Source organism: Streptomyces sp. 4N124 (genome assembly GCF_052245395.1).
Lineage (GTDB): Bacteria > Actinomycetota > Actinomycetes > Streptomycetales > Streptomycetaceae > Streptomyces.
The window spans coordinates 59,733-74,915 of the sequence record NZ_JBQQBS010000012.1 but is presented as its reverse complement, the minus strand read 5'-3'; the positions used below and the strand labels follow the sequence as shown (position 1 = coordinate 74,915).

Here is a 15,183-nt window from a genome sequence, read left to right as displayed (position 1 = left end):
GACGGATCAGAGCAGCTTGTCCTTCGCCTTGTAGTAGGCGCCGCCGAACGGCAGGAACCAGGGGGTGCCGTTGTAGAAGGGGACGGGGACCTTGGGGAAGCCGAGGCCGCGCAGGGGGTTGGCCTCGGGCTTCCCGTCCATCATCTCGGCGATTGCGCGGCCCATGTAGGTGGCCATCTGGACGCCGTGGCCGCAGTAACCCATGGAGTAGTACAGGCCGTTGATGTCGCCCGCGTGCGGGATGCGGTCCCAGGAGAAGCCGACCGTGCCGCCCCACACGTAGTCGATCCGCACCCCGGCCAGCTGCGGGAAGATCTCCGTCATCTCCCGCTTGAGGATGTCACCGCTCTTGACGTCGGAGGCCGGGTTGGAGGGGGCGAAGCGGGCCCGGCCGCCGAAGGCGAGGCGGTTGTCCGGGGTGAGGCGGACGTAGTGGCCGACGTTCTTGTGGGCGACCAGCAGACGGCCGTTCGGGATGAGCTCCTTGGCGCGCGCCTCCCCCAGCGGCTCGGTGACGATGATGAAGCTGCCGACGTTGATCAGCCGCTTGCGGAACCACGGCATCGACTTGTCGGTGTAGGCGTCCGTCGCCGCCATGACCTGCTTGGCGCGGATGGTGCCGTGCAGGGTCTCCACCACGAAGCCGCCGCCGGGGAGGCGGGTGAGGCCGGTGGCGGCGTTGCGCTCGTGGATCTCGGCGCCGGCACGCTCGGCGGCGTCCGCCAGGCCGCCGACGAACTTGCCCACGTGCAGGCCCGCGCTGAGCGGGTCGAGCAGGGCGCCGTGGTAGTAGTCCGTGCCGAGCTCGGCCCGCAGTTCGCTCTTGCTCAGGACGACCGTCTCGTGGCCGAAGTTGTCGGCCAGGTCGCGCTGCTTGGCCCGCAGGCCCTCGAAGTGCCCGGGCTTGCAGACCGCGCCCAGGCGCCCGGAGCGGTTGAAGTCGCAGTCGATGCGCTCCGTTCGAGTGAGCTCCTCGACTACGTCGACCGCCTCGCGGAAGGCGTTGTACAACTCACGGGCGCGCTCCTGGCCGTAGCGCTTGCGGGCCTCCGCGGGGGCGATGGTGATGCCCTGGGTGCACATGCTGCCGTTGCGCCCGGAGGCCCCTGAGCCGACCTTGTCCTTCTCGACGAGGACGACCCTGGCCCCCTTGCGGGCGGCGTGGTAGGCGGTGGACAGCCCGGTGAGACCGCCGCCGATCACCACCACGTCCGCCTCGTCGGGCAGGTCCTTGCCGGAGCGGTCGGGCAGGGCGGGGGCTGTGTCCAGCCAGTAGGGGATCTGCTTCATGGCGTGCGTCCTCACATCCGTACGAAGGTTCAGCAGCCGAGGAGCTTCGGCAGACCGGACAGGTCGGGCAGCTCGTCGTACGGCTGGTAGTCGGAGCTGCCCAGGCGGCCGTAGCGGTTGATCCACACCCGGCGCTTCAGGCCGAGGTCGCGGGTCGGGATGTGGTCGTACTCCCAGCCCTGGGCGGTGTGGATGACCTGGGACGGCTCGACGCCCATGGTCTTGAAGGCGTACTCGAAGGTCTGGCGGTCCGGCTTGTAGGCGCCGGCTTGCTGGGCGGTGATGACGTAGTCGAACTCGACGCCGATGTTCTCGACGTTCCGCGCGATCAGGTTGTCGTCGGTGTTGGAGATGATGGCGATCTCGTACTTCGTCTTCAGCCGGCGCAGCGCGTCCGGGACCTCCGGCCAGGGACCGAAGGTGGGGACGGCCTCGACGAGTGCGTCACCGTCGGACTCGCGGTACTCCAGGCCGTGCAGGCGCATGGCGTTGCGCAGGCTGGAGTGCAGGATCTCGTGGTACGGGCGGTAGGCCTCCAGGACGGCCTGGAACCGCATGACGCGGAAGTCGTCGAGGAACTCGTCGACGTCCAGGTTGTCCAGGTCCAGCCGGTCCTCGATGGCCTTCAAGGTCGTGGGGGCGAGCTCGAAGTTGATCAAGGTCGCATAGGCGTCGAAGGTGACGATCTCTCGCATGGTGTTCGCCTCAGTCTCGCGGTTTCCGGATTTCCAGGGGGTGGGACGGGGTGGGGGCTTCAGACGACGCGCTCGCCGGGGGCGACGATCGCGTCCAGTGCGGCCAGGTCGGCCGGGTCGGGGATCCAGTCGGCCGCCGCCGCGTTGGCGGTGACCTGCTCGGGGGTCATGGCGCCGCAGATGACGGAGCCGACGGCGGGGAGGGCGGCCAGTGCGCCGACGGCGACCTGGAGGAGGGTCAGGCCGCGTTCGGCGCCGTACGCGGTGAGCGCCTCGGCCTTGTCGAGGGCCGCGTCGGTGAGCCAGCCCTGCCGCCAGGACAGGCGGCTGCCGGGCGGGGGCTGTTCGCCGCGCCGGTACTTGCCGCTGAGCAGGCCGTTGGCCAGCGGGTAGTACGGCAGCAGGCCGACGCCGTGGCGCAGGCAGGCCGGGATCAGGTCCTGCTCCACGCCGCGGTCGAGCAGGTGGTAGCGGGCCTGGGTGGAGACGAAGGCGGCGGTGAGGTCCTCGGCGGGGAGGTTGGAGCAGCCGATGTACCGGATCTTGCCCTCGTCGACCAGCTCTCGGAGCGCGGCGACCGTCTCCTCCAGCGGGGTGACGCCGTCCGGCTCGTGGTACTGGTACAGGTCGATCCGGTCGGTGCCCAGGCGGCGCAGCGATGCCTCGACGGTGTATCGGAGGTAGGCGCGTGCGCCGCGCGGCCCGTACAGGTCCGCGTCCCGGCCCATCTCCATACCGAACTTGGTGGCCAGCACGACCTCGTCGCGGCGCCCCTTGAGGGCGGCGCCGAGCAGTCGTTCGCCGTCGCCACGCCCGGTGCCGCTCTCCCCGACCCCGCCGTACATGTCGGCGGTGTCGAAGAGGGTGATCCCGGCGTCGAGGGCGGCGTGGACGACGGCCTTGGTGCCGTCCTCGTCGAGGCGGCTGCCGAAGTTGTTGCCGCCCACCCCCACCACGGAGACGGCCGGGCCGCGTTCACCGAGCGTGCGGTATCTCATGACCGGTTCCCGAAGCCGATGCAGACGTTCTTGGTCTGCGTGTAGCTGTCGAGTGCCGCAAGGCCCTTCTCGCGGCCCCAGCCGCTGTGCTTGTAGCCGCCGAAGGGGAGTTCCACGCCGGTGCCGACGCCGGTGGCGTTGACGTAGACCTGGCCGGCCCGGATGCCCTCGGCCAGGCGCATCGCCTTGTCGATGTCGCGCGTCCAGACATACGAAGCGAGGCCGTACGGGCTGTCGTTGGCGATGTCCAGGGCCTCGTCGGCGTCGTCGAACTCGATGACGGTGATGACGGGGCCGAAGATCTCCTCGCGGGCGCACCGGGCCTGGTTGTCCAGTCCGGTCAGGACCGTCGGCTCCACGAAGTAGCCGTCGGCCAGCTCGGGGTCCGAGGGAGCGCCTCCGCCGGCCCGTGCCACGGCACCCTCCTCGCGGGCCAGGTCCAGATAGCCGAGGACCCGGTCGCGCTGCCGGGCGGCGACCAGCGGGCCGATGTCCGGGTCGGTGAGCCCCGGGCCGACGCGCAGATCGGCGGCGTACGCCACCAGCTTGTCGAGGAACTCCTCGGCGCCGCGCTGGAGCAGCAGCCGGGTGCCGGCCGAGCAGGTCTGGCCGGCGTTGCCGAAGGCCGAGGCCGCGACGGCGGTCAGCGCCAGGTCGAAGTCGGCGTCGGCGAAGACGACGACCGGGGACTTGCCGCCCAGCTCGGTGACGGAGGGCACCACGTTGGCCGCGGCGGCCTGGGCGACCTTGATGCCGGTCGGCACCGAGCCGGTGAAGGTGACCTGGTTGATGTCCGGGTGTCCGGCCAAGGCCGCACCCGTCTCGCCGTCGCCGGGGACGACGTTCAGGACGCCCGGCGGAAGACCGCACTCCAGGGCGATCCTGCCGATCTCCAGCGGAGTGAGCGGCGCTTCGGGCGACGGCTTGAGCACCACCGTGCAGCCTGCGGCCAGTGCCGGGGCGGAGCCCCTCGCGGTGTTCTGGAGCGGGTAGTTGAACGGGATGATCTGGCCGGAGACGCCGATCGGCTCACGGACCGTGTAGTCGATCAGGCCGGGGCCGAGAGGGATCGTCGTGCCGCCGAGCTTGTCGGCGATGCCCGCGTAGAACTCGAAGTAGCGTGCCGCCGCCTCGACATCGGCCTTGGCCTGGCGGAGCGGTTTGCCGACGTCCTGGCTCTCCAGGCGGGCCAGCCGTTCGCCCTGGTAGCGGATGGCCTCGGCGATCCGGTAGAGGATCCGTCCCCGGTCGGCGGCCCGCATGCGGGCCCACTCGGGGGAGGTGAGGGCCGAGCGCGCCGCCGCCACCGCCTGGTCCACGTCCGCCTTGCCCGCCAGCGCCACCTGGGCGATGGTCGTCCCGTCGGACGGGTCGAGGACCGCGAAGGAGCGACCGTCGGCGGCAGGCACCTGCTTGCCGTCGATCAGCAGCTCGGTCAGTCGCAGTTCGCCGGTCATGGCCGCATCTCCCCCAGGACCTCACCGAAGATGACGACCTCGTCGCCCGGGCGGACCGTACGGATCCGGCGGACCCAGAGCACGATGCCCTCCTGCGGGGCCGTCACCTCCTCCAGGATGTTGCCGTAGTGGTCGGTGATGGTGGCGATCAGGTCGCCTTCCTTGCAGGTCTCCCCCGGGTCGGCGCGGGCGACGAAGAAGCCGCCGGAGGCGGAGCGGGCGAAGGTGCCGGAGACGGTGGTGTAGGTGTCCCGGAACTCCGCCTCGCCGTCGGTCATGCCGAGGCTGCGCAGGATGTTGCGGATCGAGTTCATGTGGTGCTCGACGTTGGTCTCGCGGTAGGTGGCGCCACCGCACTCGATGGTGATGGCCGGCTTGCCGGCCGCGAGGACGGGGTGGCGGACCGTGCCGCCCCACTTGCCGCCCTTCCACACCAGCTCGTGCCCGGCGGCGAGGGCGAGGTCCGTCGCCAGGTCCTCGTAGCCGCCCTGGAGGATGACCAGCGGGGCGATCTCGCCGTAGGCGCCACCGGTGTGCAGGTCGACCACGGCGTCGACGGCGGGGACGACCTGCTCGACGAAGGTGGCGGCCAGACGCTGCGAGTACGAGCCCTCGGCGTCGCCTGGGAAGATGCGGTTGAGGTTGAGGTGGTCGATGCCGCTGGCGCGGGCGGCCGCCTCGAAGGCAGGGGTGTTCATGCAGGGGATACCGACGACGGTGCCGCGCAGGGTGGCCGGGTCGATCTCGGCCAAGGCTCGCCGGATGGCTTCCTGGCCGTCGTACTCGTCGCCGTGCACGCCCGCGTCCACGCACAGGACCGGGCCGTCCTGGACGCCGTTGACGACGATCAGCGGGATGCCCAGCTCCACGCCGTAGCTGCTGGTACCGACCGGGATGAGGCCCTGGGCTCGCTCGCCGGGGGCGACGGTCAGTGGACCGATGGAGTACATGTCGTTCCTTTCCGAAACGTGGATCAGATGCGGGCGGACGCCTCGGCGAGGGTCTGCGCGAGGATGTCGGCGATCGCATCGAGAAGGGCGCGGTCGCTGATCAGCGGGGGCGCGATCTGGACCAGTGGCGCGGACCGGTTGTAGACGCGGGCGAGGAGGCCGGCCTCGCGCAGCCGGCGCGGGATCAGGTCGGCGATCAGATCGGCGCGGGCGGTGTCGCTGAAGCCGCCGCCGTCGAGGTCGCCGACGAGCTCGCAGGAGTAGAAGAACCCGGTGCCCCGGACGTCGCCGACGATCGGCAGGTCCACGAGCGTGTTCATGCGCGCCGCGAGATGGTCCTGGAGGCCGCGGACGTTCTCCAGGATCCGGTCCCGCTCCATGATCTCCAGGTTGCGCAGGGCGATGGCCGCGCTGAGCGGGTGTCCGGCGAAGGTGTAGCCGTGGTTGAGGACGGCGCCGGGCTGATTGATGACCTCAACTACACGACCACTGACCAGAGTTGCCCCCATGGGGGCGTATCCGGCCGTGATGCCCTTGGCGACGGTGACGAGGTCCGGGCGGGCGCCGTAGCGGTCACCGCCGAACCACTCCCCCAGCCGGCCGAAGGCGGTGATCACCTCGTCGGCGACGAGGAGGAAGCCGTACCGGTCGGCCAGGGCGCGAAGTCCCTGCCAGTAACCGGTCGGTGGGGTGATGCAGCCTCCGCGGTTCTGTACCGGCTCGGCGATCAGCATCGCGATCGTCTCCGGGCCCTCGGCGAGGATCTCGGCCTCCAGCTCGGCGAGCAGCCGGGCCGTGTACACGCCGTCGTCCGCGAACTCCGGGGCGAGGCCGGAGCGGTTGGTGTTCGACACGAACCGGGTGTCGATCGCGGGCGGGCCGTACGGCTCCGTCAGACCGGGGTCGTCGGTGAGGGACAGCGTGCCGATGGTCAGCCCGTGGTAGGCACCGCGCCGGGCGATGGCCTTCACCCGGCCCGGCTCCCCGCGCAGGGCGTGGTAGCGGCGGGCGATCTTCCAGGCGGTCTCGACGGCTTCGGCGCCGCCGCTCGAGAAGAAGGTGTGCTCGATGTCGACGGGGGCGATCCGGGAGAGCCGTTCGGCGAGTTCGATCGCCGTGGGGTGCGCGGAGGAAGTCCACAGTGGGCTGTAGCAGAGCTCGCGCAGTTGCCGTTCGGCGGCCTCGGCGAACTCGGGGCCGTAGGAGTAGCCGAGTTGGCAGCAGTACAACCCTGACAGGCCGTCGATGTAGCGCCTGCCGTCCGCGTCGTCGACGTACGGGCCCTCTCCCCGCCGGACGACGAGCAGGTTCTCGCCCTCGGGGCCGAGCGAGCCGTTGGGGGTCATGTTGAGCAGCAGGTGTCTGGCCGCGGTGGCGGACAGTTCACCGGCCGGGGTGCGGGTGCCGGTGGTCATTCGGGGTCACTCCCGGTGGGCAGGCGCATGGCGGGCTCCGTCGGCAGCAGACCGTCCTGCTTGCCGGAGCCGCCGAGCCGGCGTACGGCGGCGACCAGGGCGAGGGCCTGGACGGCGACCGCGATGAGCACCGCGCTGATGGCCGTCACCGACGGGTCGACGTCGAACTGAAGGACGTTGAAGACCTGGACGGGCAGGGTCACGGTGTCCACCGAGGACAGGAACATGGAGATGAAGAACTCGTCGAAGCTGGTGATGAAGGAGAAGATCGCGGCGGCGATCATGCCGGGCATGGCCAGCGGGAACGTGATGCGCCGGGCGACCGTGAGGCGGCTCGCGCCCATGCTGGCCGCCGCGTCCTCCAGCCGTTCGTCGATGCCCTTCAGCGTGGCCATGAGGATCATCACGGCGATCGGTGCGGCGAGCACGGTGTGGCCGAGGGCGATGGCGATCGGGCTGCCGAGCATCGCGGCCGGCTCGAAGAGCAGGAACAGGCCGAGGGCGATGACGACTTGGGGGATCACCAGCGGGGCGAGGACGAGGCCGTAGACCGCCGAGCGCAGCGGCAGGTCGCTGCGGACCAGCGCGGTCGCCGCCGTGATGCCCAGGACGAGCGAGAACACGGTGGTCAGGGAGGCGACCAAGGCGCTCAGGGAGAGCGCGGCCGGCCACTTGCTGCCGTCGGCGAACAGTGACTTGTACCAGCCGAGCGTCCAGGAGTCCGGCGGGAAGGAGCCGAACGCGTCGCTGCCGAAGGAGGTGACGACGATGAGGACGATCGGCAGGGCGAGGAACAGCAGGATCAGCGTGGAGGCGACGGTCAGGCAGATCCGCCCGGTCAGGGTCGAGCGCAGCGCGATCATGAGATACCTCGATTCTTCGCGGCCTCGGTCAGGACCTTGATGAGCCGCAGCAGGAGCAGACCCGCGAAGGTGAGGAGCAGCAGGATGATGCCGAGCGCGGCGGCGCCGTTCCACTGGCTCTGCTTCATGACCTGTTCGCTGATGAGCGAGGCGACCATGGTCTGCTTCGGGCCGCCCATGAGGGCGGGGGTCAGGTAGTAGCCGAGGCAGAGGATGAAGCACAGGATGCCCGCGTTGACCAGGCCGGGGGCGACCATGGGCAGGTAGACCCGGCGGAAGATCGTCAGTCGTCCGGCGCCCATGCTGGCCGCGGCGGCGGGCAGTCTGCGGTCGATGCCCTTCATGACCGCGTACAGCAGCAGCACGGTGTACGGCAGCATCACCGAGGTGGTGCCGATGACCACGCCCAGCTCGTTGTAGAGCATCTGGAACGGGGCGCCGGGGACGTCCAGGTCCGTCAGGGCGTTGTTGATGACGCCGTGTTCACCGAGCAGGATGATCCAGCCGTAGGTCCGCACCAGCGCGCTGATGAAGTGCGGCACGATGACGATGACCATCACCAGGCCCGCCCACAGCGGCTTGAGCCGGGAGACGGCGGCGGCCAGCAGGAACCCGATGACCAGGCTCAGCAGCGAGGTCTCGGCGGAGATCCGCAGCGTGGTGAGGAGGACCTCCAGGTTGGAGCCCTGGAGTGCGTCCGTGTACCAGTGCAGCGTCCAGCCGCCGTCCTCGCCCTTGAAGCTGAGGAGCAGGGTGCTGAAGATCGGGAAGACGAACAGCACCAGCAGATAGATGACGACGGGGGCGGCGTTGAGCAGCCCGAAGCGGGTGCGGCGCTCGGACAGGGCGCGGCGCAGCCGTCCCTTGCGGGGGGTGGGGGTCGCGGGGCCCGGGGCCGGGGGTACGGGGGCGAGGACGGTTCCGGCCATGCTCATCCGCCTCCTTCGACCGCGAAGACGCTGACGTCGTCGGGGTGGGCGGTCAGGCTGACCTGCTCGCCGAGGACCGGGGCCTTTCCGGCCGGGAGTTCCAGCCGTACGACACCGGTGTCGGCGCCGGTGTCGGCGTCGCCCGCCGGGCGGACCGTGACGCGGACTAGGGTGCCGACGTAGGTGACCGTCTCCACGGTCCCGGTACAGAACCCGTCGCCGGGCGTACACAGTCCGAGCCGGCCGGGCTGGACCGCGGCGCGTACCCGCGCTCCCTCCGCTCCCGACTGCGGGCGGGCCTTGAGCAGGCCTCCGGTGTCGAGCCGTACGAGGGTCTGCTCGGACGTCTGCTGCTTGACCGTGCCGGGGAGGAAGTTGGCAGCGCCGAGGAAGTCGGCGACGAACGGGGTGCCGGGGCGCTCGAAGAGTTCACGCGGGGTGTCGAACTGGTCGATCCGCCCGTCCCGCATCACCGCGATCCGGTCGGACAGGACCAGCGCCTCCTCCTGATCGTGCGTCACATAGATGACGGTCAGGCCGAGTTCCTGCTGGATGCGCTTGATCTCGGTCTGGAGCTGGTCGCGCAGCTTCTTGTCGAGGGCGCCGAGCGGCTCGTCCATGAGGATGACCGGGGGCCGGTAGACCAGGGCCCGGCACAGCGCGACGCGCTGCTGCTGGCCGCCGGACAGTTCGCGCGGCCGGCGGCGGGCCATCGCGGAGAGTCCGGCCATCTCCAGGGTCTCGCCGACCCGGCGGCGCAGCTCCGCCTTGGGGACGTCGCGCAGTTGCAGCGGGAAGGCGACGTTCTCCCACACCGTCATGTGCGGGAAGAGCAGGTACTGCTGGAAGACGAAGCCGAGACCGCGCTTCTGCGGGGCCAGCCGGGTCACGTCACGGCCGCCGGCGACGATGCTGCCGGAGTCCGGTTCGCAGAACCCGGCGATCATCATCAGGGTGGTGGTCTTGCCGGAGCCGGAGGCCCCCAGGAAGGTGACGAACTCGCCGCCCGCTATCTCCATGGAGACGGTGTCGACAGCGGTCACGCCGCCGTAGGTCTTGCGCAGATCGGTGACGGAGAGGGGCTTTCCGGTGCCGGTGCCCGACGGCGTGGAGAGCGCCGGGGACGACTGGGGCTGGGACTTCACGTGCAGCTCAGGCATTGACCCACTCCTGCCAGCGCTTGGACACGGCGGCCTCGTTCTTGATCCACCACTCGACGTCCAGGTCGAACCCGGACTTCAGGTGCTCGGGCGAGCTGGCCAGGTTGCCGGCGGCGGCCGGGGAGAGCTTCTTGTAGGCGGCGGGCACGACCGGCGCCATCGGGTAGAGCTCGGCGTAGGCGGCCTGGATGTCGGGCCGCAGCGCGAAGTCGATCAGCTGGTAGGCGGCGTCGGGGTTGGCCGCGCCCTTGGGGACGCAGAAGCCGTTGCTCTGCCGGCGGGCGCCGTTCCACTGGTACGCCATCGGCGAGCCGCCCTTGATCAGAGCGTCGAGCCGGCCGTGCCAGACACTGGTGGCGACGACCTCCTTGCGGCCCAGCAGCAGGCCGGGGAGGGCACCGGTGTCCCAGTACTTGCGGACGGATCCCTTGACGTTGTCGAGGGACTTGAAGGCGCGCTCCACGTCGAGCGGATACAGCTTGTCCAGGGGCACTCCGTCGGCGAGGAGCGCGAACTCCAGCTCGGGCAGGTCGGCGTCGCGGGCCTGGAGGGCGCGGCTGCCGGGGAAGGCCTTGGCGTCCCAGAAGTCCGCCCAGCTCGCGGGCTTCTTCCCGTCGAAGGAATCCGTGCGGTACGCCATGACGCTGGCCCAGTAGTTCTTGCCGACGCCGTGGGTCATCAACAGGGAGTCGGCGATGCCCGCGTTCTTGGCGTTCTTCAGCCGGTCGTAGTCGAGCGCCTCGGTGGCGTCCTCGTCCTTGAAGCGCACCACGTCGGCCATCGAGGTGTCGATCAGGTCGAACTGCGGGCGGCCCTGCTGGATCTGGGCGAGCAGCTGGGCGTACGCGATGTTCACCACCTTGATCTGGATGCCGGTCTCCTTGGTGAACGCGTCGTAGACCGCCTTCTGGTTGGCGTCGCCGTAGGTGCCACCGCTGTTGCGGACGACGAGCGTCTTTGAGTTCTTGCCATCGCCGCCGCCGACGGACCGGCTGGTGCCGGTGCCGCAGGCGCTGAGGGCGGACGCGGTGGCGAGACCCGCCGTGACTCCGCCGACTCCGCGCAGGAAGAGCCGGCGGTCTATCCGGGCGCCACGCGGCGGAGCCGCATTTCGGTTCGTCATCGGGTGCCTCCTGGGGTGGGACTGCTGGGGAAGGGGGGACGGGGGGCGCTGCGTGCGGGGGGTGAGGGCGGTGAGGGCGCTGCGTGCGGGGACGGTGAGGGCGCTATGTGCGGGGGGCCGTCTCGTCGGATCCGCGTCCCGCGCCAGGGGTGCGGAGGGTGTCGGCCCGCGCGGCCGTGTCGGGGTCCCACGGGACGGCGAGGGCGGCGAGTTCGGCGCCGGGGGCGACGGTGAGACCGTGCATGCCGTAGAAGATCCGCCCGTCGGCCGGGGCGTGGACGGTGTGCTCCGTGCCGTCGGTCGGGTCGACGATGCGACCGAGGAGGTCGCCCTCGGCGACTTCGCCGATGACGTCGGCGTCGAAGGAGAACTCCGGGTACCACAGGCCGGTGGCCTCGGCGGTGACACCGGCCGACCAGACCCATTGCCGGATCGGCGCCGGGGCGGAGCCGTCCTGGTCGAGGACGCCCAAATGGCGCAGTGCCTTCAGCAGGCCGTCGACGCGGCGGAGGGCAGTGGCCTCGTCCCGCTGGCCGAGCTGTCCCACCTCGACGAGGACCGCCGAGATGCCCCGGCGGGCGGCGGCCGCGTGGCTGTTGCCGCCGTCTGCGGTCAGTCCGAGGAGGACGTCCTCGATGCCGAAGGAGCCTGCCAGCTCGGCCGTCGCCTTGTCGAGGTCCGGATCACCGGTGAGGCGGTAGCCGACGAAGTCCCGCAGCACCTGGTCGATGCCGCCGCAGTGGAGGTCGGCGTAGACGTCGGCGCCGTCGAGCAGGTGGGTGAAGAGCCAGGCGGCCAGCCGCTCGGTGGGGCCGCCGGCCGGGTCGCCGGGAAAGACGCGGTTGAGGTTCACGCCGTCGACCGGGGAGATGTTGAGCCGGCCCTGGTAGACGGCGGGCGGGTTGGCGACGGGGCAGATGATCACCTGCCCGTGCACCTCGCCGGGTTCCAGCCGGTCCGCCAGGCGTACGACGGCGTCGATGGGCGTGAACTCGCCGCCGTGCACGCCGGCGGTGATGACGACCCGGGGGCCGGGGCGGGCGCCGTTGACCAGGGTCAGCGGAATGTCGACGGTGAGGGTGCCGAGGTCGGCCTGGACCGTGCCGCGGGCCTTGGTGCCGGGCCGGGCCTCCAGGGCGCCGACGGCGAGCGTCGCGTCGTTCATGCTCATGCCTCCGTACGGCCGACGGTGGAGAGGAAGTCGATGGACTGGGGCGAGGTGCCGTCCAGCGCCAGGTCTGCGGCGATGTCGCCGAAGGCGGGCGAGAGCTTGAAGCCGTGGCCGGAGAAACCGGCGAGCAGGATCACGTTCTCGGCGCCGGGCAGGGGGCCGACCAGGGGGCGGCTGCTCTCGGTGTAGCCCTCCATGTAGACGGAGAGCCGGGTCGGGTCCGGGTGCAGGTCGGGCAGGTAGCGGCCGATCAGCTCGCTGAAGATCTCCAGCTCCTCGGGCCGCACCGTCCGGTCCAGCTGGTTCGGGTCGCCGACGGGGCGGTGCAGGGCGCGGGAGAGGCCGAGCTTGACGGAGATGCCGTCCGGGGAGGGTAGCCCGTAGCAGTGGGTGGGTGCCGTACGGATGAAGGCGGGGCGCTCCTCGCCGAACCAGGCGTCGGGGGTGGTGGGCACGTACCAGGCGCTGACCACGCGGCGTACGTCCACCTCCCAGGGCAGGTCGGGCAGCAGGTCGTTGACCCAGGGGCCCGGGGTGACGACGGCCGTGTCGAAGTGCTCGCTGCCGGCGTCGGTGCGGATCTCGACGCCGGCCGCGACGGGGACGATCTCGCGGACCGTGCTGTAGCGGTGGATCACCGCGCCCAGCTGCTCGGCGCGGCGGGCGGCGGTCTGGATGGTCAGCTCGGGGCGGATGAAACCTGCGCGGCGGTCGAGCACGGCCGCGTCGCCACTCTCGATGCGGTACTGGGGGAAACGTTTGGCCAGCAGCTCGGCATCGAGCACCTCGTGGTCGAGGTCGTGCTCCGCGATGGACTGCAGGACCGTGTCCATCTGGTGGTGGTCGGTCGGCCCCATCAGCAGGCATCCGGTCAGCCGGCGCAGCTCACGGCCGGTCTCCTGCTGGAGCTGCTCCCACAGGACGTCGGCGTGCTTGAGGAGAGGGACATAGCGGGAGTCCTCGAAGTGCGCGCTGCGGAAGATCCGGGTCTCACCGCCGGCGGCACCGCGGTCGTGGCCGGGGGCGAACCGGTCGTATCCGACGACCTCGGCGCCACGGGCCGCCAGCCGCCAGGCGGCCTGGCTGCCCATCGTTCCGACGCCGACCACGGCGACGCGCTTCCTGGCAGCTGACACAGGACTTTCCTTTCGTAACGCCGGGGCGCATGCTGAGCGCCCGACGTGAGGCTGATCGATTCGAGGCGGTTTGGACGGGGGCCGGGCCTTTCTTCGGGCCTACGGCTCACAGCCGCCGTGTCTCGCGGTGCCGGCCCACTTCGTCGGGATCTTTCCGATCGAGCCGTGCCACATTGTGGAACGCTGTGCTAGAATCTGGCACGAGAATGACAGCGACCCAGAGGGGAGTCAATAGGGTGTCCAGCAGAGATTTCGAGGATTAACGGGGGGAAACCGGATGGAAATGAAGAGCGTCACGAGGTCGCTGCGCATCCTGGAAGCGGTCGCCCAGCATCAGCCGGTCACCGTCGGGGAGTTGACGAAGCTCTTCGGACTCCCGAAGTCGACGGTGCAGCGCACGCTGGTCACGCTGGCCGAGGCGGGGTGGCTGCGGGCCAACCGCAAGGACACCACCCGCTGGGAGATCGGCGCCCGCGTACTCGCCGTACGACCCGCCGCCCTCCAGGGCTCCAGCCTGTTCGCCGCCGCCCGCGAACCCATGATCCGCCTGCGCGACGCGGTGAACGAGACCATCCACCTGTCGGTGCCCGACGCGCTGCAGTGCGTGGTCGTGGTGGACCGCGTCGACTGTGACCACCCCGTGCGGACCTTCCACACCATCGGCGACACCTCGCCGCTGCACGCCACCGCCGTCGGGCGCAGCATCCTCGCCCACCTCCCGAAACAGGACGTCGAGGAACTCATCACGCAGGGACTCGAGCGCTTCAGCGACACGACCCCCGCCGACCCCGACGAGCTGCGCACCGAGCTGGACCGGATCCGCACCGACGGCTACGCGATCAACCGGAACCAGTACCGGCCGGGCGTCTGCGCCCTCGCCGCACCCGTGCTCGACGAGAGCGGAACACCGCTGGCCGCCGTGGCCATCTCGATGCCCGATTCCCGGTACGACGAGGACCGGGCGCCCGAGTGGGGCGGCCTCGTCACCGACACGGCCACGGAGATCTCCGGGCGTCTGCTGGGCGCCTGAAGGCCCGAGAGGCTCCACACCGGCGAGGGCCGGCTCGCACGCGTCGCCGTGGGAGCCGGCCCTTACTGCTGCGCCGATCCACCTCTTTACTCATGCCGCTCATGCCGTATTGTGGAACGCCATGCTAGAATCCGGCACGATCATGCCGTCGACTCCTCCGGAAGGGAGTCACGAGGTGAGCACCAAGAGGCCGCACAACTGACGGGGGCACCGGATGGAAATGAAGAGCGTCACGAGGTCGCTGCGCATCCTGGAAGCGGTCGCCCAGCACCAGCCCGTGACCGTCGGCGAGCTGACGAAGCTCTTCGGACTCCCGAAGTCCACCGTGCAGCGCACCCTGGTCACGCTCAACGAGGCGGGCTGGCTCCGCGCCAACCGCAAGGACACCACCCGCTGGGAGGTCGGCGCCCGGGTGCTGGCCGTACGGCCCGCCGCCCTCCAGGGCTCCAGCCTCTTCGCCGCCGCCCGCGAACCCATGCTCCGGCTCCGGGACACGCTGAACGAGACCATCCATCTCTCCGTGCCCGACGCGCTGCACAGCATGGTCGTCGTCGACCGCATCGACTGCGACCACGCCGTACGGACCTTCCACGCCATCGGCGACACCTCGCCGCTGCACGCCACGGCAACCGGGCACACGGTCCTCGCCCATCTGCCGAAGTCCGAGGTCGACGAATTCGCGACGGGCGCGTTCGAGGGGTACGGCGAGGAGACCATCACCGATCCCGTGGAGCTGCGCGCGGAGTTGCGCCGCGTCAGGGACCGTGGATACGCCGTCAACCACAACCAGTACCTCCAGGGCGTCTGTGCCATCGCGGCACCCGTCCTGGACGGTGACGGCGTGCCGCTGGCCGCCGTGGCCGTCTCCATGCCCGACTCCCGCTTCGAGCCCGGCCGCCTCGCCGAGCTGGGACGGCTGGTGACCGGGACCGCTGCGGAGATCACCGCTCGCCACCTGCACTGAGG

14 protein-coding genes are annotated in these 15,183 nt (G+C 70.5%); 2 read left to right on the top strand and 12 right to left on the bottom strand.

Annotation, left to right across the window (positions count from 1 at the left end):
* Nucleotides 1-6: 6 nt before the first annotated feature.
* From ACTWQO_RS15025 to solA, 12 genes are all read right to left on the bottom strand, one after another.
* The gene (locus ACTWQO_RS15025) at nucleotides 7-1,290 is read right to left on the bottom strand and encodes an NAD(P)/FAD-dependent oxidoreductase (RefSeq protein ID WP_443237807.1); all 1,284 of its coding nucleotides are present in this window, start codon (nucleotides 1,288-1,290) and stop codon (nucleotides 7-9) included.
* Nucleotides 1,291-1,319: 29 nt separating this feature from the next.
* Nucleotides 1,320-1,985: a haloacid dehalogenase type II gene (locus ACTWQO_RS15020; RefSeq protein ID WP_443237806.1), complete on the bottom strand. Its 666-nt coding sequence runs from the start codon at nucleotides 1,983-1,985 to the stop codon at nucleotides 1,320-1,322.
* A gap of 59 nt (nucleotides 1,986-2,044) precedes the next feature.
* The gene (locus ACTWQO_RS15015) at nucleotides 2,045-2,983 is read right to left on the bottom strand and encodes an aldo/keto reductase (RefSeq protein WP_443237805.1); all 939 of its coding nucleotides are present in this window, start codon (nucleotides 2,981-2,983) and stop codon (nucleotides 2,045-2,047) included.
* On the bottom strand, nucleotides 2,980-4,440 hold the full coding sequence (locus ACTWQO_RS15010) for an aldehyde dehydrogenase family protein (RefSeq protein WP_443237804.1): 1,461 nt from the start codon (nucleotides 4,438-4,440) through the stop codon (nucleotides 2,980-2,982). Before ACTWQO_RS15010 ends, ACTWQO_RS15015 begins: the two co-directional genes overlap by 4 nt.
* Entirely contained in the window at nucleotides 4,437-5,390 is a 954-nt protein-coding gene (locus ACTWQO_RS15005) for a succinylglutamate desuccinylase/aspartoacylase family protein (RefSeq protein ID WP_443237803.1), read from the bottom strand. Before ACTWQO_RS15005 ends, ACTWQO_RS15010 begins: the two co-directional genes overlap by 4 nt.
* A gap of 23 nt (nucleotides 5,391-5,413) precedes the next feature.
* The gene (locus ACTWQO_RS15000) at nucleotides 5,414-6,805 is read right to left on the bottom strand and encodes an aminotransferase class III-fold pyridoxal phosphate-dependent enzyme (RefSeq protein ID WP_443237802.1); all 1,392 of its coding nucleotides are present in this window, start codon (nucleotides 6,803-6,805) and stop codon (nucleotides 5,414-5,416) included.
* Nucleotides 6,802-7,668, bottom strand: a complete 867-nt coding sequence (locus ACTWQO_RS14995) for an ABC transporter permease (protein WP_443237801.1) — start codon at nucleotides 7,666-7,668, stop codon at nucleotides 6,802-6,804. Before ACTWQO_RS14995 ends, ACTWQO_RS15000 begins: the two co-directional genes overlap by 4 nt.
* Nucleotides 7,665-8,597 carry an ABC transporter permease gene (locus ACTWQO_RS14990; RefSeq protein ID WP_443237800.1) on the bottom strand — a complete coding sequence of 311 codons (933 nt, stop codon included), beginning with the start codon at nucleotides 8,595-8,597 and terminating at the stop codon, nucleotides 7,665-7,667. The genes ACTWQO_RS14995 and ACTWQO_RS14990 overlap by 4 nt, the downstream gene beginning before the upstream one ends.
* A 2-nt stretch (nucleotides 8,598-8,599) precedes the next feature.
* Entirely contained in the window at nucleotides 8,600-9,757 is a 1,158-nt protein-coding gene (locus ACTWQO_RS14985; RefSeq protein WP_443237799.1) for an ABC transporter ATP-binding protein, read from the bottom strand.
* A complete protein-coding gene (locus ACTWQO_RS14980) occupies nucleotides 9,750-10,880 on the bottom strand; it encodes an extracellular solute-binding protein (protein WP_443237798.1) in 1,131 nt (376 codons plus the stop codon). The genes ACTWQO_RS14985 and ACTWQO_RS14980 overlap by 8 nt, the downstream gene beginning before the upstream one ends.
* Before the next feature lie 103 nt (nucleotides 10,881-10,983).
* Entirely contained in the window at nucleotides 10,984-12,045 is a 1,062-nt protein-coding gene (locus ACTWQO_RS14975) for a succinylglutamate desuccinylase/aspartoacylase family protein (protein WP_443237797.1), read from the bottom strand.
* Between the two features lie 2 nt (nucleotides 12,046-12,047).
* Nucleotides 12,048-13,187: an N-methyl-L-tryptophan oxidase gene (gene solA, locus ACTWQO_RS14970; RefSeq protein ID WP_443237796.1), complete on the bottom strand. Its 1,140-nt coding sequence runs from the start codon at nucleotides 13,185-13,187 to the stop codon at nucleotides 12,048-12,050.
* A 283-nt stretch (nucleotides 13,188-13,470) separates the two neighbouring features.
* Between solA and ACTWQO_RS14965 the strand changes: the two genes are divergently transcribed.
* The gene (locus ACTWQO_RS14965; RefSeq protein ID WP_443237795.1) at nucleotides 13,471-14,217 is read left to right on the top strand and encodes an IclR family transcriptional regulator; all 747 of its coding nucleotides are present in this window, start codon (nucleotides 13,471-13,473) and stop codon (nucleotides 14,215-14,217) included.
* Nucleotides 14,218-14,437: 220 nt separating this feature from the next.
* Nucleotides 14,438-15,181, top strand: coding sequence for an IclR family transcriptional regulator (locus tag ACTWQO_RS14960; protein WP_443237794.1), 744 nt, complete (start codon nucleotides 14,438-14,440; stop codon nucleotides 15,179-15,181).
* Nucleotides 15,182-15,183: the final 2 nt, after the last annotated feature.

What these genes read in the sequence shown, in the direction of transcription:
- ACTWQO_RS15025 (WP_443237807.1), bottom strand. Translation starts at nt 1,290, where the DNA reads ATGAAGCAGATCCCCTACTGGCTGGACACAGCCCCCGCCCTGCCCGAC.
- ACTWQO_RS15020 (WP_443237806.1), bottom strand. Translation starts at nt 1,985, where the DNA reads ATGCGAGAGATCGTCACCTTCGACGCCTATGCGACCTTGATCAACTTC.
- ACTWQO_RS15015 (WP_443237805.1), bottom strand. Translation starts at nt 2,983, where the DNA reads ATGAGATACCGCACGCTCGGTGAACGCGGCCCGGCCGTCTCCGTGGTG.
- ACTWQO_RS15010 (WP_443237804.1), bottom strand. Translation starts at nt 4,440, where the DNA reads ATGACCGGCGAACTGCGACTGACCGAGCTGCTGATCGACGGCAAGCAG.
- ACTWQO_RS15005 (WP_443237803.1), bottom strand. Translation starts at nt 5,390, where the DNA reads ATGTACTCCATCGGTCCACTGACCGTCGCCCCCGGCGAGCGAGCCCAG.
- ACTWQO_RS15000 (WP_443237802.1), bottom strand. Translation starts at nt 6,805, where the DNA reads ATGACCACCGGCACCCGCACCCCGGCCGGTGAACTGTCCGCCACCGCG.
- ACTWQO_RS14995 (WP_443237801.1), bottom strand. Translation starts at nt 7,668, where the DNA reads ATGATCGCGCTGCGCTCGACCCTGACCGGGCGGATCTGCCTGACCGTC.
- ACTWQO_RS14990 (WP_443237800.1), bottom strand. Translation starts at nt 8,597, where the DNA reads ATGGCCGGAACCGTCCTCGCCCCCGTACCCCCGGCCCCGGGCCCCGCG.
- ACTWQO_RS14985 (WP_443237799.1), bottom strand. Translation starts at nt 9,757, where the DNA reads ATGCCTGAGCTGCACGTGAAGTCCCAGCCCCAGTCGTCCCCGGCGCTC.
- ACTWQO_RS14980 (WP_443237798.1), bottom strand. Translation starts at nt 10,880, where the DNA reads ATGACGAACCGAAATGCGGCTCCGCCGCGTGGCGCCCGGATAGACCGC.
- ACTWQO_RS14975 (WP_443237797.1), bottom strand. Translation starts at nt 12,045, where the DNA reads ATGAACGACGCGACGCTCGCCGTCGGCGCCCTGGAGGCCCGGCCCGGC.
- ACTWQO_RS14965 (WP_443237795.1), top strand. Translation starts at nt 13,471, where the DNA reads ATGAAGAGCGTCACGAGGTCGCTGCGCATCCTGGAAGCGGTCGCCCAG.
- ACTWQO_RS14960 (WP_443237794.1), top strand. Translation starts at nt 14,438, where the DNA reads ATGAAGAGCGTCACGAGGTCGCTGCGCATCCTGGAAGCGGTCGCCCAG.